This is a genomic window from Sinorhizobium sp. 6-70, from assembly GCF_030124375.1.
In the GTDB taxonomy this organism is placed as follows: Bacteria; Pseudomonadota; Alphaproteobacteria; order Rhizobiales; family Rhizobiaceae; genus Sinorhizobium.
Map to the genome: position 1 here is coordinate 142,603 of NZ_JASKLS010000012.1, position 13,296 is coordinate 155,898.

Annotated in this window: 15 protein-coding genes and 1 pseudogene; 9 read left to right on the forward strand and 7 right to left on the reverse strand. The window is 64.0% G+C overall.

Going from position 1 to position 13,296, the window contains the following annotated elements; translation table 11 throughout:
• Positions 1–2 precede the first annotated feature (2 nt).
• On the reverse strand, positions 3–398 hold the full coding sequence (gene sdhC, locus QN222_RS22215; protein ID WP_283962059.1) for a succinate dehydrogenase, cytochrome b556 subunit: 396 nt from the start codon (positions 396–398) through the stop codon (positions 3–5).
• 308 nt (positions 399–706) lie between these two features.
• Here sdhC and QN222_RS22220 point away from each other — a divergent pair, with 308 nt between their 5' ends.
• Positions 707–1,360: a hypothetical protein gene (locus tag QN222_RS22220; RefSeq protein ID WP_283962058.1), complete on the forward strand. Its 654-nt coding sequence runs from the start codon at positions 707–709 to the stop codon at positions 1,358–1,360.
• Positions 1,361–1,388: 28 nt separating this feature from the next.
• On the opposite strand, the gene QN222_RS22225 is transcribed toward QN222_RS22220, so the two are convergent.
• From QN222_RS22225 to tsaD, 5 genes are all read right to left on the reverse strand, one after another.
• Positions 1,389–2,051, reverse strand: a complete 663-nt coding sequence (locus QN222_RS22225) for a methyltransferase (RefSeq protein WP_283962057.1) — start codon at positions 2,049–2,051, stop codon at positions 1,389–1,391.
• A gap of 66 nt (positions 2,052–2,117) precedes the next feature.
• The gene (locus QN222_RS22230; protein WP_283962056.1) at positions 2,118–2,549 is read right to left on the reverse strand and encodes an EVE domain-containing protein; all 432 of its coding nucleotides are present in this window, start codon (positions 2,547–2,549) and stop codon (positions 2,118–2,120) included.
• 5 nt (positions 2,550–2,554) lie between these two features.
• Positions 2,555–2,848, reverse strand: a complete 294-nt coding sequence (locus tag QN222_RS22235) for a YciI-like protein (protein ID WP_283962055.1) — start codon at positions 2,846–2,848, stop codon at positions 2,555–2,557.
• A gap of 66 nt (positions 2,849–2,914) precedes the next feature.
• Complete coding sequence (locus QN222_RS22240) at positions 2,915–3,904, reverse strand: NAD(P)H-dependent glycerol-3-phosphate dehydrogenase (protein WP_284005592.1); 990 nt, start codon at positions 3,902–3,904, stop codon at positions 2,915–2,917.
• A gap of 8 nt (positions 3,905–3,912) precedes the next feature.
• Positions 3,913–5,007: a tRNA (adenosine(37)-N6)-threonylcarbamoyltransferase complex transferase subunit TsaD gene (tsaD, locus tag QN222_RS22245; protein ID WP_283962052.1), complete on the reverse strand. Its 1,095-nt coding sequence runs from the start codon at positions 5,005–5,007 to the stop codon at positions 3,913–3,915.
• A 75-nt stretch (positions 5,008–5,082) separates the two neighbouring features.
• On the opposite strand from tsaD, the gene hemC reads away from it, so the two are divergent.
• From hemC to QN222_RS22275, 6 genes are all read left to right on the forward strand, one after another.
• Positions 5,083–6,012: a hydroxymethylbilane synthase gene (gene hemC / locus QN222_RS22250; RefSeq protein WP_283962051.1), complete on the forward strand. Its 930-nt coding sequence runs from the start codon at positions 5,083–5,085 to the stop codon at positions 6,010–6,012.
• Positions 6,013–6,016: 4 nt separating this feature from the next.
• Positions 6,017–6,730 (forward strand): uroporphyrinogen-III synthase, encoded by a 714-nt coding sequence (locus QN222_RS22255; protein WP_283962050.1) that lies wholly within the window; start codon positions 6,017–6,019, stop codon positions 6,728–6,730.
• 207 nt (positions 6,731–6,937) lie between these two features.
• Positions 6,938–8,179: a mitofilin family membrane protein gene (locus QN222_RS22260; protein ID WP_283962049.1), complete on the forward strand. Its 1,242-nt coding sequence runs from the start codon at positions 6,938–6,940 to the stop codon at positions 8,177–8,179.
• A 19-nt stretch (positions 8,180–8,198) separates the two neighbouring features.
• Positions 8,199–9,815: a heme biosynthesis protein HemY gene (locus QN222_RS22265; protein WP_283962048.1), complete on the forward strand. Its 1,617-nt coding sequence runs from the start codon at positions 8,199–8,201 to the stop codon at positions 9,813–9,815.
• A gap of 24 nt (positions 9,816–9,839) precedes the next feature.
• The gene (locus tag QN222_RS22270; RefSeq protein WP_283962047.1) at positions 9,840–10,322 is read left to right on the forward strand and encodes a TerB family tellurite resistance protein; all 483 of its coding nucleotides are present in this window, start codon (positions 9,840–9,842) and stop codon (positions 10,320–10,322) included.
• 1 nt (position 10,323) lies between these two features.
• Entirely contained in the window at positions 10,324–11,073 is a 750-nt protein-coding gene (locus QN222_RS22275) for a glutamine amidotransferase (protein WP_283962046.1), read from the forward strand.
• Between the two features lie 343 nt (positions 11,074–11,416).
• Here QN222_RS22275 and QN222_RS22280 read toward each other — a convergent pair whose 3' ends face one another.
• The gene (locus QN222_RS22280) at positions 11,417–12,664 is read right to left on the reverse strand and encodes an MFS transporter (RefSeq protein ID WP_283962045.1); all 1,248 of its coding nucleotides are present in this window, start codon (positions 12,662–12,664) and stop codon (positions 11,417–11,419) included.
• Positions 12,665–12,897: 233 nt separating this feature from the next.
• On the opposite strand from QN222_RS22280, the gene QN222_RS22285 reads away from it, so the two are divergent.
• Together QN222_RS22285 and QN222_RS22290 are read left to right on the forward strand one after the other, a co-directional pair.
• Positions 12,898–13,194, forward strand: coding sequence for a YggT family protein (locus QN222_RS22285; protein WP_153435933.1), 297 nt, complete (start codon positions 12,898–12,900; stop codon positions 13,192–13,194).
• Positions 13,195–13,296: pseudogene (locus tag QN222_RS22290) on the forward strand (DUF167 domain-containing protein); the annotation flags it as partial.

Below are 13,296 nucleotides of genomic sequence, written 5' to 3' on the forward strand. Positions count from 1 at the left end.
CCTCAGTACCGAACCAGATAGCCGATCACCCAGATCAGCAGCGTCAAAGAAACCGATCCGACGATCGTCGCCTTCGCCATCTTCGTCGCGAAATGCTTCTCGTAACCGTAGCCGAGATCCCAGATGAAGTGGCGGATGCCGCCGAGCATGTGATGAACGAGGGCCCAGGTGTAGCCGAAGAGAACCAGCTTGCCGATCCACGTGCCGAACAACCAGCTGACCCAATCGTAGTAGGCCTCACCCGAGGCTGCGGCGATCAGCCACCAGGCCACGAGGATCGTGCCGAAATAAAGGGCGCCGCCGGTAATGCGATGCACGATCGACATCACCATGGTGGGGATAGGTTTGTAGATTTGAAGATGCGGCGAGAGCGGCCGGCTTCTTGTGACATCCGTCATCGGAACCTCACGGTGTGACCGGATTGCCGCGCCCCAAAAACTGGACCGCTTTAGTCCGGTATCGCACACGATTGTGCGCAATTCAGTCATTCGGACCTTTAATCACCCTAAGGCTTAACGACAAGTATGCTTACGGAGCAAAATGAATAAAATCGATTAGACGAAAAACGGCATTTTTCAGCCCTGCTGAGACATGGGGCGAATTAACGATAAGCCGAGAAAACATAAGCGAATCCGTGACATTTGCCCGCAACTGGCCCAGGATGAAATTAACGATTTGTTAAGGATGGTTCGGAGGGCACGGCAGAATGAATCTGTTGCGAATGGTCGGTGCGACCAAAGTTCTAGTGCTGGCTTGCGCCCTGGCAATGCCTGTCGGTCTGCCCGCGGCCGCAGCGAACGGCGCGAGCTTTGGCGACGTTCAGACCCGCACACGCCATGTCCGGCTCAAGCACGGCTTCGGCCATCACAGCTTTCGCAAATTCCACCGCAGCCATCGGTTTTTTGCCGGCCATCGGCGGCACCGCTCCGTCATGTCCGGCATCGATGATTTCCCGGCCTTCACTTCGCAGGGCCTGCCCGACGTTCAGACCCGCACCCGGCACGTGCGGCTGAAGCACCACTTCAGGGGCTTCGCGAGGCGTGATTGGCGCCGCGACCATGGCGTGGTCGTGATCGGCGGTGGATCCGGCTTCGGCCCATACGATGGTGTAGGGTCGTATGGCGGCGACGACTTTCCTTCGGTGACGCCCGGGATCGGAACCTATGCCGGCGGCATCTCGGCCTTTCGGCAGGAAGGCAACGGCATCTATTTCAGCCAGTACGGCGGCGACAACTATTATACGGAGGGCGCCATCGACCCCGCCCCGCCGCTGAAGCGCGCGAAGATCATCGTCGTCTCGCCGCAATCGAACGACAGCGCCTGCTCGTGGGAACACGGCGTCTGCGTCATCCGGCCGTAGGCGGAATGCGGCGGCAGGAGCGCGCCTGTCAACCGAAGCTGCCGGCCGGCTCGAAGCGCCAAACGGTCGTGCGTTTCACCTCGCTGTCTTCGAGCGCCCGCGTGACCGGCACTTCATAGGTCGCGAGCGCCGTCATCATCTGCCGCGGGCAATAGGCGCGCCCCGGGTCGCCGACGAGCACGGCGGCCCCCGCTCCCGCCAATCCGGCAAGCCAGGGGCGAAGCAGATCGGCAAAGCCTTTGTCATAGAAGACGTCGCCGGCGAGGTAGACATCGGCGAGCTTCGGCTCGCCGATGATGTTGCGATCGCTGCACCCGATCTCGACCCCGTTCAGCGCCGCATTCAGCCCTACCGCGGTCTCCGCCCAGGGATCGATGTCGACGGCCAGGACGGAAGAGGCGCCTGCCTTCATCGCGGCGATCGCGACGAGGCCGGAGCCGGAGGCGAAATCGATGACACGGCGGCCACGCACGGTTTCCGGGTGATCGAGGACATAACGCGCAAGCCCCTGCCCGCCCGCCCAGGCGAAGGCCCAGAACGGCGGCGGCAGGCCTATCTCCTCAAGCTCCTCCTCCGTCTTCAGCCAGAGATCATGCGCTTCACTCGCGAGGCGCAGCCGGATCTCCGGGACATGCGGCGGCGAGAGAATGCCCGTGTTGGCGCGGATGAAACTTTCGGGATCGGTTTTCAAGGTAACGGTGTCTCCGGGCGTGATCCGAAAAGTGGGAACCGGTTTTCGGAGGAATCACGCGGAAAACTATCGAGGCGGGTTGTCGAGCCCGCCCATGCGGCAGACCTCGATCCACTCGTCATCGGTGACCGGCTGCACCGAAAGCCGCATCGAGGTCACGAGCGACATCTTGGCGAGCTTCGGGTTTTCCTTGATCTCCTTGAGAGAGACCGGGCGCGGCATGTCCATGACGGCGCGGATGTCGACGCAGTCCCAGCGGTCATCGCCTTCAGCCGTCGAATCCGGGTGCGAGAGCGCGCAGACCTCGGTGATGCCGACGATCTCCAGGCCCTCGTTGGAGTGATAGAAGAAGCCCTTGTCGCCGATCTGCATCGCCCGCATGTTGTTGCGGGCGAGGTAGTTACGCACGCCGGTCCATTCGGTGCCCTTTTCACCGGCGTCCTTCTGCATCTGCCAGGACCATTTGGCCGGTTCGGATTTGTACAGCCAGAAAGCCATCGCCCTCATGCCTCCGGATTGTTGAAGACCCAGTTGTAGGCCTTGATCTCGACATTCGAAAAAAGACCCGCCTTGGCATAGGGATCGGCCTCGCCGATTGCCTTCGCCTCTTCAAGCGTCTCGGCTTTGACGATCACCAGGCTTCCCGTCGGCTTGCCGTCCTCGCCGAGAAAGGGGCCGGCGATCTTGAGGATGCCCTTGGCGTTGAGATCGTTGAGATAGGCGAGGTGATCGGGACGCGTATCCAGCCTGAGTTGCAGCCCGCCGGGCTTGTCCGTGCATAGAAGTGCGAAGAGCATGATTCCTCCTGACGTTGTCAACCGGAGCGGGATGCCGGCGGAAAACCGCTTCATCCCGCTGCCGAATCATTCCTGGGTGATTGGTCGCGACATCAACTGCTCCAGGGCAGTGCGGACATCGAGCCTTCCGTCAATGATGGCAGCGACCGCCTCGGTAATCGGCATGTCTACGCCGAGGTCGTGTGCGACGCGGGCGGCGACCGATGCGGCAAAGGCGCCCTCGACCAGTTCCCCGCCCTGTCCGCTCGCTGGCCCGTCCCTGCCGAGCGCAATGCCGAAGCGGAGGTTACGCGACTGGTGGCTCGTCGCCGTCAGTACGAGATCGCCGAGCCCGGAGAGCCCGCGCACGGTATCGGGTTCGCCGCCTTGGGCAACGACGAAACGCGACATTTCCGCAAGACCGCGGGAGATCAGCGCCGCACGGGCCGAATCGCCAAGACCCGCGCCCTCGACGATGCCGCAGGCAATCGCCAACACGTTCTTGAGCGCTCCGCCAAGCTGTACGCCGATGCGGTCCGCCGAGGGGTAAAGCCGAAACGTCCGGCCGGAAAGCGCTTCCGCGAGTTCCGTCGCGGTCCCGCTGTCGCGCGCCGCAACGACCATCGCCGTCGGCAGGCCCCTCGCGATATCGGCGGCAAAACCGGGACCGGACAGCACACCGATCTTGTGGCCCGGCAACTCCTCGTCGAGCACATCGGTCAGGAGCCGGCCGGTCGATTGCTCCATGCCCTTGGCGCAGGTGACGACCGTCGCATCGGTGCCGATCCGGGCGCCGTAGCTGCGAGCGGCGGCGCGATGCTCCTGCGAGGGCATGGCGAAGAGGACGATGTCGGCATCCATCAGCGCCGCGGCATCGGAGGAAAAGGCAAGTCCCGCCGGCAGCGGTATGCCGGGCAGAAATGCGTCGTTCCGGCGCGCACGGTAGCATTCCTCGACGGTCTCCTGTCGGCGGGCAAGCAATGTCACCTTGGCATTGCCGGTCGCTGCCGCGACGGCAGCGAGTGCGGTCCCGAAGGCTCCGGCTCCAACGACGACGATCTTCGGTTTTTCGCTCATTTTGTCCATCATGCCTTGGCGCCGCGCTTGCCGGAACCGAGCAATGCCTGCGCTTGGTTGTCGAGCGGCCAACGCGAGCGCGGCGCAACGTCGAGGCCATCCGCCGCCAGTCCCGCCGCCAGCCGCTCGGCGCCCGCCCAGGCGATCATCGCCGCATTGTCGGTGCAAAGCTGGAGCGGCGGCGCCACGAAGCGGAAGCCGTTCTGGTCGCAAAGCTCCTGAAGCGTCGCCCGAAGCTCCTGGTTTGCGGCAACCCCGCCGGCGACCACCAAAGCAGGCTTCGCGACAGTGGCGAACTCGCCCTTGAACCGCTTCAGCCCGCGCCCGACACGGTCCTTGAGCGTGCGTGAGATGGCGCGCTGGAACGAGGCGCAAATGTCGGCGATATCCTGCTCCGTCACCGGCTCCAGCGATTGCGCCGCCTGGCGAACCGCCGTCTTCAGGCCGGAGAAGGAAAAGTCGAGCCGCGCGTCGCCAACGAGCGGGCGCGGAAAGTCGAAGCGCTTGGGATCGCCCGTTCGGGCCGCGCGCTCGACCGCGGGGCCGCCCGGATAGGGGAGGCCGAGCAGCTTGGCGGTCTTGTCGAAGGCCTCGCCGAGCGCGTCGTCGATCGTCGTGCCCCAGCGTTCGTAGTCGCCGACGCCCTTCACCAGGATCAATTGCGTGTGGCCGCCCGAGACAAGCAGCATCAGATAGGGGAACGTCAGGCCGTCGGTCAGCCGCGCCGTCAGCGCGTGACCTTCGAGATGGTTGACGGCATAAAGCGGCTTGCCGGTCGCCCGCGCGATCGCCTTGCCGGTCATCAGGCCGACGATCAGCCCACCGATCAGGCCGGGACCACTTGTCGCAGCGATCGCGTCGATGTCCTGAAGTTTGACGCCGGCGCGCAGCAGCGCCTCCCCGATCAGCGTGTCGAGCGCTTCGACATGGGCGCGTGCGGCAATCTCCGGAACGACGCCGCCATAGGCGCTATGCTCTTCCAGCTGGCTGAGCACGACATCGCCAAGGATCCGGCCGCTGCCGTCCTGTTCCCGCAGCACGACGGACGCCGCGGTTTCGTCGCAGCTTGTTTCGATGCCGAGGATACGCAGGGGCGCGGACATAGGTGGTCTACTCAAAGATTGCGGTCGAACCGAAAGGTGGGTACACCGATCTCCGGTAACAATGGATGATCAAGGATGCAAACGAAACCTTTCCGCATCGGCACGCGCGGCAGCCCGCTGGCGCTCGCCCAGACGCATGAAACGCGCGACCGGCTGGCCGCTGCTCATGGTCTGCCGCCGGAAATGTTCGAGATCGTGATCCTGTCCACCAAGGGAGACCGGATCACCGACCGATCGCTTTCGGAAATCGGCGGCAAAGGCCTGTTCACCGAGGAGCTCGAGCAGCAGCTTTTGTCGGGCGAACTCGATTTCGCCGTGCATTCGTCGAAGGACATGCCGACGAAGCTCCCCGACGGGCTGTTCCTCTCCGCCTTCCTGCCGCGCGAGGACATTCGCGACGCCTTTGTCGGGCGGACGGCGCAGAAACTCCTGGACCTGCCGCGCGGCGCCACCGTCGGCTCGTCGTCGCTGCGTCGTCAGGCGCTCATTCGCCGCCTGCGGCCAGACATCAACGTGATCACCTATCGCGGCCAGGTCGAAACGCGGCTGCGCAAGCTCGCCGAAGGCCAGGTCGACGGCACGTTGCTCGCCTATGCCGGCTTGAAGCGGCTCGGCATGACCGACGTGCCGACCGAACTGCTCGATCCGGAAGAGTTCCCACCGGCGCCGGCGCAAGGAGCGATCTGCATCGAAAGCCGGATCGGTGACACACGGGTCAATACGCTGCTTGCCGCCATCGACGACCCGCGCACCCATGAGGCCGTCTCCTGCGAGCGCGGTTTTCTGGCGACGCTCGACGGTTCCTGCCGCACACCGATCGCCGGCCACGCCCAATCGGACGGCACGCATATCCGCTTTTCCGGGATGATCCTGACGCCGGATGGCGCAACCTGCCATCACATCACCGTCGAGGGCAAGGCGGCGGAGGCGACCGAACTCGGGCGGAAGGCGGGCGAAGAGATCCGCGCCAAGGCGGGGCCGGGATTCTTTTCGAGCTGGACGTGAGCCGATGCGCGTGCTCGTCACCCGGCCGCGTCCCGCCGCTGCCGCGACGGCGCTGAAGCTCGAGGCGATGGGCCACGAAGCGATCCTGCTGCCGCTGATGCAGGCAGAGCATCTTCTGGCTGCTGTCGAGACCGCTTTGAAACAAGGCCATCGCGCCATCGCGCTGACGAGCGCGGAAGCAACCCGCGTGCTGGCCGCGCTGGGTGGCGCGCTTGAACCGCACGTTGCAACACCGCTCTTCTGTGTCGGCCAGGCGACCGGCCGAGCCGCCGCGGACCTCGGATTCGCGGACATGCATATCGGACCGGGGACAGGCGAAGGTCTCGCCGAAACCATCGCGGCCGCGTTCGGCGCGACGCCTCCTGGACCGCTGCTCTATCTTGCCGGTTCGCCTCGCTCCGATGGCCTCGAACGGGCGCTACGGCAGCGCGGCATCGATCACCGGACCGTCGAATGCTATCGGATGACGCCAGTCGACCATCGCCCGGACGAGCTCTCCGGTCTTCTGCGCGCGGGGCAGTTTGAAGCCGTACTGCTCTATTCCCGTGAAGCCGCGCGGCAGTTTGCGGCCCTGCTGTTGCGGAGCCGTCTCAGCGCCGCGGCGTTTTCCCGGCGCTATCTCTGCTTGAGTGCAGCGATCGCGGAGGGCTTGCCGCCCGACGCAACGGTGGAAGTCGCAGCAATGCCCGACGAGGAGCACCTTCTGCAGCTTCTTTGATCCGGCCGCGAAGCGCTATCCGGGCGCAACCATGTTCGAGGCGTGAACAGCAAAGCCGGCAGCGGTTTTCCGCGCACGTGCCGCCCTTCAATCGGGTCATCTAGCGGCATTTCCGCCAAAAACGGAGTTGGGGGCTTTCCCTCAGGAGTTCGCCTGACTAGGTTTGTCATAATAGGCCGACTGGCAATGCAACGGTAAGAGGTCACCATGGTATCGGAAAACCCGCCGCGCCGCTCGAAATCCGAGAAGGAGCCGCTGACGATCGACCTCCAGGCGGAAAAGACGGCGGCCGGCGAAGCCGAATCTGTCGCAGACCAGGAACCGGTCACCGACAAGCCCGCCGAGTTTTCGGCGGACCAGGCAGAAAGCGAAAACGCGGCCGACACCGCCGACGCGAAGGAACAGACGGAGGACGAGCGCGCCGATGCCGCCGCGGCCGCCTTCGACGAAGAGCCGCCGCACCTGAGCGAGGAGACGATGGTGCAGCCGGCACAGCAGCGACAGGCGACGAGCGCGGGCGCGCTGGCGGCCGGCATTCTCGGCGGTCTCGTGGCGCTGCTCGGCGCCGGCGTGCTGCAATATGCCGGTTATATTCCGGCGCTCGGTCCCGATCGCGGCAATGCCGCCCTCGACCACGGCCTCGCGAGCGAAATCGAGGCAATCAAGGCGCAGATCGCATCGCAATCGGCGCCCGCGAATATCGCCCCACTGGAGAGCCGTCTTGCGGCGCTGGAACAGGCAGCCAAGGAGCCGGGCGGGGCGGGCGCGCCGCAGATCACCGCGCTCGAAGCCGACGTCGCAAACCTGACCAAAGAAATCGCCGGGCTGAAAGCCAGTCTCGCCGATGCCGAACAGTCGGCAGCTGCCGCCAAGGCCGAGCTTGCAGGGCGCATCGACCAGGCGGAACAAAAGCTCAACGAGCCGGTCAACGACATAGAGATGGCGAAGGCCGTCGCCGTCACCGCACTGAAGACAGCGATCGATCGCGGCGGGCCTTTCCTGGCCGAGCTTGGCGCACTGCGCAGCATTGCGCCTGACGACGCGACGGTGAAGGATCTGGCTCAAGACGCCGCGACCGGTGTGGCGACGCGGACCGACCTTCGCGCTGCTTTCCCGCAAACGGCGGACGCGATGCTCGATCGGCTCAACCAGCCCGATCCGAACGAGGGCATTTTCGCCCGCCTCGTCTCGAGCGCCATGTCCGGCATACGCATCCGGCCGGTCGGCAGCGTCGAGGGCGACACGCCGGAAGCTGTGATCGCGCGCATTGAGGACAAGCTCAACAATGGCGACCTCAAGGGCGCATCCCTGGAGTGGGGCGGCCTGCCCGAACCGGCGAAATCGGCCGGGGCGGAGTTCAAGGCGAAACTCGATCAGCGCCTGCGCGTCGAGACCGCCATCGATGCCGCCGTGGCGCAGACCATGACGCGTACCGGCACCGCCGGCTAAAAGGAGGGAAGAGGAATAGATGATCCGTATATTGTTCTTCATCCTTTTCGTGCTGTGTCTCGGTCTCGGCTTTGCGTGGCTGGCGGATCGACCGGGGGAACTGTCGCTGATCTGGCAGGGACAGCGCATCGAAATGACGCTGATGCGCGCCGCCTCCATCCTCATCTCGCTCTTTGCCGCCGTCCTGATCGTCGTCTGGCTGATCCGGACGATCTGGCTGTCGCCCCATACCGTCACGCGCTATTTCCGCGCCCGCAAGCGCGATCGCGGCTACCAGGCGCTTTCGACGGGGCTGATCGCCGCCGGCGCCGGCGATGCCAATCTTGCCCGCAAGATGTCGGCGCGAAGCCGGGGCCTGATCAGCGCCGACCAGGAGCCGCTCATCCACCTGCTTGAGGCCCAGACCGCGCTGATCGAAGGCAAATACGACGATGCGCGCAAGAAATTCGAGCTGATGGCCGACGATCCCGAAACGCGGGAACTCGGCCTGCGCGGCCTGTTCCTCGAAGCCAAGCGGCTCGGCGCCAACGAGGCAGCCCGGCAATATGCGGAGCGCGCCGCGGAGAAGGCGCCGCACCTGCCATGGGCAACGCTGGCGACGCTGGATCACCGCAGCCAGGCAGGACAATGGGACGAGGCGATCCGCCTTCTCGACCAGAGTCGCACCGCCAACGTCCTCGACCGCAAGGAGGCGGACCGGAAGAAGGCCGTGCTTCTCACCGCCCGCGCGATGGCGAAGCTCGACGCCGACCCGAAAGCGGCGCGCGACGACGGCCTTGCCGCGCTGAAGCTCGACGACAGTCTGGTACCGGCGGCGCTGGTAACGGCCAAGGCGCTGTTCCGCGAAGACAATCTGCGCAAGGGCGCGGGGATTCTCGAAAGGATGTGGAAGCAGCAGCCGCATCCGGACGTGGCAAGGCTCTACGTCAGGGCGCGCGGAGGCGATTCCGCCCTCGACCGTTTGAAGCGTGCAAAGAAGCTCGAATCGCTCCGCAGCAACAATGCCGTCGCCCTGTCAGCAGTCGCGGAGACCGCACTCGAGGCACGCGAACTGCCGCTTGCCCGTACCAAGGCGGAGACTGCGGCGCGGCTCGAGCCGACGGAAAGCGTCTTCCTGCTGCTCGCCGATATCGAAGAGGCGGACACCGGCGACGAGGGCCGCATCCGCCATTGGATGGCGCAGGCGCTGCGCAGTCCGCGCGATCCGGCCTGGACCGCCGACGGCGTCACTTCGCCGTCGTGGCTGCCGGTATCGCCGGTCAGCGGCAGGCTCGACGCCTTCGAATGGAAGGCCCCGGCCTTGCAGCTTTCCGACAAGCTCGCAAATGGCCATCCGAGCGCCGAGGAGGCGATCCGCAGTCTCCCGCCAGTCGCAACCGCCGAGCACGTGGCAGCGCGCGCGACGACCGAACCGGCACCGGCGGCAGTAACTCCAGCCGTTCTGGAGGCCGAGCGTGAGACAGTGATCAAGGTTCCGGAGAGGAAGGAAGCTGCTCCCTCTCCTGCAAAGAAAAAGGAAGAGACCGCCGAGGAAGAGTCGGCTCCCTTCTTCGGCCGGCCGCCGGACGATCCCGGCGTTCGCGAGGCGACGGCCGGGGAAAAGGGGTCGGACAAGGCAGGCTTCCGGCTGTTTTGAACTTCGAAGACTGTGGGCGAAGACATGTTAGAACGGTTTCAAGCATTCCTCGAAAGCTTGGCAGGCTCCGCGGCGCCGATCAAAAAAGGCGATCCGCGCGTCGCCGTGATCGCTCTGTGCCTCCAGGTCATGGAGGCCGACGGCACCGTCCTGGCTGCCGAGCGCCGCAAGATGCGCGAGATCATCAAGGAGCACTATAAACTCGACGATGCGCGCCTCAATAGGCTCGTCGAGGCAGGCGAGACCGCCGAAAGCGAGGCGATCGACTTCTACAAGTTCACCACCGAAATCAAGCGCGAGCTCTCCGAGGAGCAGCGGATCGAGCTCGTCGGCATGCTGTGGGAGATCGTCTATGCCGATGGCGTCCGCAACGAAATCGAAGATCACGTGATCTGGCGGATCGCCGACCTTCTGGGCGTATCCGGGCGCGACCGCATCTTGAAGCGGCAAGAAGTTGCCGCCAGGATCGACGCGAAGGAGAAGAACGACACGCAGCAGGAAGACTGAAATGCCTGCAGGGGCCGATGACGTCAAAAGACCAATCCTCATAATCCTGCATCAGGAGCGATCGAGCGCCGGCCGTGTGGGGCAGATTCTCCAGCACAAGGGCTTTGCACTCGACATCCGCCGCCCCGCGCTCGGCGACGAGCTGCCGCCGACGCTGGAGGCCCATTCCGGAACCATCGTCTTCGGCGGCCCGATGAGCGCCAACGACGAGGAAGAGTTCGTCCGCCGCGAGATCGACTGGTTGTCGGTCCCACTTCTCGAGAACAAGCCCTATCTCGGCATCTGCCTGGGCGCGCAGATGCTGGCCCGCAACCTCGGCGGCAAGGTCGCGCCGCATCACGAGGGCATGACGGAAATTGGCTGGTATCCGCTGAAGGCCACCGAAGCCGGCAAGGCGCTGATCGACTGGCCGGCCATGGTCTATCACTTCCACCGGGAAGGCTTCGATCTACCTTCCGGCGCCGAGCTGCTGGCGACCGGGGAGACCTATCCGAACCAGGCCTTCCGCTACGGCGAGAACGCCTGGGGCATTCAGTTTCACGGCGAACTGACGCGCGCGATGATGCATCGCTGGGTGGTCCACGGTGCACACCGCTTCGTGCTGCCCGGCGCCCAGATCGGCAAGGCGCATCTCGAGGGGCGCATGATTCACGATCACCCTTTGCGGACCTGGATGGAGAATTTCCTCGAACTGATTTTTTTGCGCGGCGGGGAGGCAGCTGGCGCACCCGAAGGGCAAGACCGAGGCTAACGAGACCGGGTCCGCAGCCCTCCTGCGCTACTACATGATTCCTTAAATCGTAGCCGATTTAAGGACAAAATCATGCAGAAAATCAAAGTGCTACAGCGTCCTTTGCGCGTCTGATCAGACGCGCGGCGCTACTGCATGATTCCTTAAATCGTGCCCGATTTAAGAGCAAAATCATGCAGAAAATCAAAGTGCTACAGCGTCCTTTGCGCGTCTGATCAGACGCGCGGCGCTACTGCATGATTCCTTAAATCGTGCCCGATTTAAGGGCAAAATCATGCAGAAAATCAAGTGCTACAGCGTCCTTTGCGCGTCTGATCAGACGCGCGGCGCTGTAGGTGTGCGATCAGACCGTTGGATGCTCTTCCGGAACGTCGAGCGTATCGATCTTGCGCAACTGCGGGAATCCGGTCGCCCAGAGGAGCGCCACGAGAAGCGTGCCGACGCCGCCGAAGGCGACCGCGAAGACAGCACCGAAGCCCGAGGCCATCATGCCGGCGCGGAATTCGCCAAGTTCGTTCGACGCGCCGACGAAGACCATGTTGACCGCGTTCACGCGGCCGCGCAGTTCGTCCGGAGTCCAGAGCGTGATCAGGATTTCGCGGACATAGACCGAGATCATGTCCGCCGCGCCCATGACGACAAGCGCGGCGATCGAGATCCAGGCTGTCGTCGACAGGCCGAAGACAATGGTCGCGAGGCCGAAAAGCGCAACGCCGATAAACATGTAGAGACCTGCCCAGTTGCGGATCGGGTGGGCGGCAAGCCAGACGGCCATGCCGACGGCACCGACGCCCGGTGCAGCGCGCAGAAGGCCGAGCCCCCACGGGCCGAGCGCCAGGATATCGCGGGCAAAAACCGGCATCAGCGCCACCGCGCCACCGAGCAGCACGGCAAAGAGGTCGAGCGAGATCGCCCCCAGCACGACCTTCTCCGCCCTGATATAGCGGAAGCCCGCCGTAATCGTCTGCCAGCTTTGTGCCGAGGCGGGTGTACGCACCGTGGGCTTGGGCACGGCAAAGACCATCAGGGCAGCCGCTGCAAAGAACGAGAGACTGACCGCGTAAGGCACAACAGGACCGAAACCGTAGATCAGGCCGCCGGCGACCGGCCCGACGATCGTCGCCGTCTGCCAGGAGGTCGAATTCCAGGCGATCGCATTGGGCAGGTGCTCGGTTGGCACCAGATTGGGAGCAAGTGACTGCGCCGCCGGTCCCAGAAACGCCCGCTCGATCCCAAAGACGACGAGGATCGCATAGACCGGCCAGGGCGAAAACAGGCCCGTCACGGTCAACAGGAGCAGCGCGGACGCACAAAGCGTGCTCACCGTCATGCAGATGCCCATGATGACACGGCGGTTGTAGCGGTCCGCGACGGTCCCCGTCACCAGAATCAGGACCAGCGATGGCAGGAACTGGAAAAGGCCGATGAGGCCGAGATCGAACGGATCGCGCGTCAGGTCATAGATCTGCCAGCCGACGGCGACAGACATGATCTGGATGGCGAAATAGGCGAGGAAGCGGGAGAAGAAGTAGCGCCGATAGCCAACATGCCTGAAGGCGGCGAAACGATGCGCGGCATGAACGACGGACATTTGGGGGAGGCTCCTACCGCATGTCCTTAGATCGGAATCGATCTAAGGACAAAATCATCCAGAAACTTAAAGCTCTACCGCGACCTGTGCGCGTCTGATTAGACGCGCGGCGCTGTAGGGGCGGCAAAGCACCGCGCATTGCCATTAAACATGATCGCGCACGACGAAGCGTCGTACTTGCCCGTTTAGTTTCCAATGTCTACATGTCTGTCAACAACGAATTGGAGACTGGCATGATTGCTGTCATCGCAACCTTGAACTTCATAATCAATATAGCCTGGTTCCTGATCATAGCGTCGGCCATCTTTTCCTGGCTCTACGCCTTCAACGTGATCAACGTGAACAACCACGCGATCAACATGATCGGCCGTTCGCTCTATCAACTGACGGAGCCGCTCTATCGGCCCATCCGCCGCGTCCTGCCGGACATGGGCGGCGTCGATCTCTCGCCGCTGGTCGTCCTCGTGATCCTCTATTTCATCTGGTACTTCCTCAACACGACGGTCGCTTCCGCGGTGATCGGCATATAAGTGCACGCGGCGCTGACCAGCCTTGACGATCATGTCCGCTTGACCGTCCGGCTGACGCCGAATGGCGGCCGCGATGCGATCGACGGCTTCGAAAGTGCTGCC

Excerpts from the sequence above, each read along its gene's own strand:
- sdhC (WP_283962059.1), bottom strand. The coding sequence starts at position 398 with ATGACGGATGTCACAAGAAGCCGGCCGCTCTCGCCGCATCTTCAAATC.
- QN222_RS22220 (WP_283962058.1), top strand. The coding sequence starts at position 707 with ATGAATCTGTTGCGAATGGTCGGTGCGACCAAAGTTCTAGTGCTGGCT.
- QN222_RS22230 (WP_283962056.1), bottom strand. The coding sequence starts at position 2,549 with ATGGCTTTCTGGCTGTACAAATCCGAACCGGCCAAATGGTCCTGGCAG.
- QN222_RS22235 (WP_283962055.1), bottom strand. The coding sequence starts at position 2,848 with ATGCTCTTCGCACTTCTATGCACGGACAAGCCCGGCGGGCTGCAACTC.
- QN222_RS22240 (WP_284005592.1), bottom strand. The coding sequence starts at position 3,904 with ATGAGCGAAAAACCGAAGATCGTCGTCGTTGGAGCCGGAGCCTTCGGG.
- tsaD (WP_283962052.1), bottom strand. The coding sequence starts at position 5,007 with ATGTCCGCGCCCCTGCGTATCCTCGGCATCGAAACAAGCTGCGACGAA.
- hemC (WP_283962051.1), top strand. The coding sequence starts at position 5,083 with ATGCAAACGAAACCTTTCCGCATCGGCACGCGCGGCAGCCCGCTGGCG.
- QN222_RS22255 (WP_283962050.1), top strand. The coding sequence starts at position 6,017 with ATGCGCGTGCTCGTCACCCGGCCGCGTCCCGCCGCTGCCGCGACGGCG.
- QN222_RS22260 (WP_283962049.1), top strand. The coding sequence starts at position 6,938 with ATGGTATCGGAAAACCCGCCGCGCCGCTCGAAATCCGAGAAGGAGCCG.
- QN222_RS22265 (WP_283962048.1), top strand. The coding sequence starts at position 8,199 with ATGATCCGTATATTGTTCTTCATCCTTTTCGTGCTGTGTCTCGGTCTC.
- QN222_RS22270 (WP_283962047.1), top strand. The coding sequence starts at position 9,840 with ATGTTAGAACGGTTTCAAGCATTCCTCGAAAGCTTGGCAGGCTCCGCG.
- QN222_RS22275 (WP_283962046.1), top strand. The coding sequence starts at position 10,324 with ATGCCTGCAGGGGCCGATGACGTCAAAAGACCAATCCTCATAATCCTG.
- QN222_RS22280 (WP_283962045.1), bottom strand. The coding sequence starts at position 12,664 with ATGTCCGTCGTTCATGCCGCGCATCGTTTCGCCGCCTTCAGGCATGTT.
- QN222_RS22285 (WP_153435933.1), top strand. The coding sequence starts at position 12,898 with ATGATTGCTGTCATCGCAACCTTGAACTTCATAATCAATATAGCCTGG.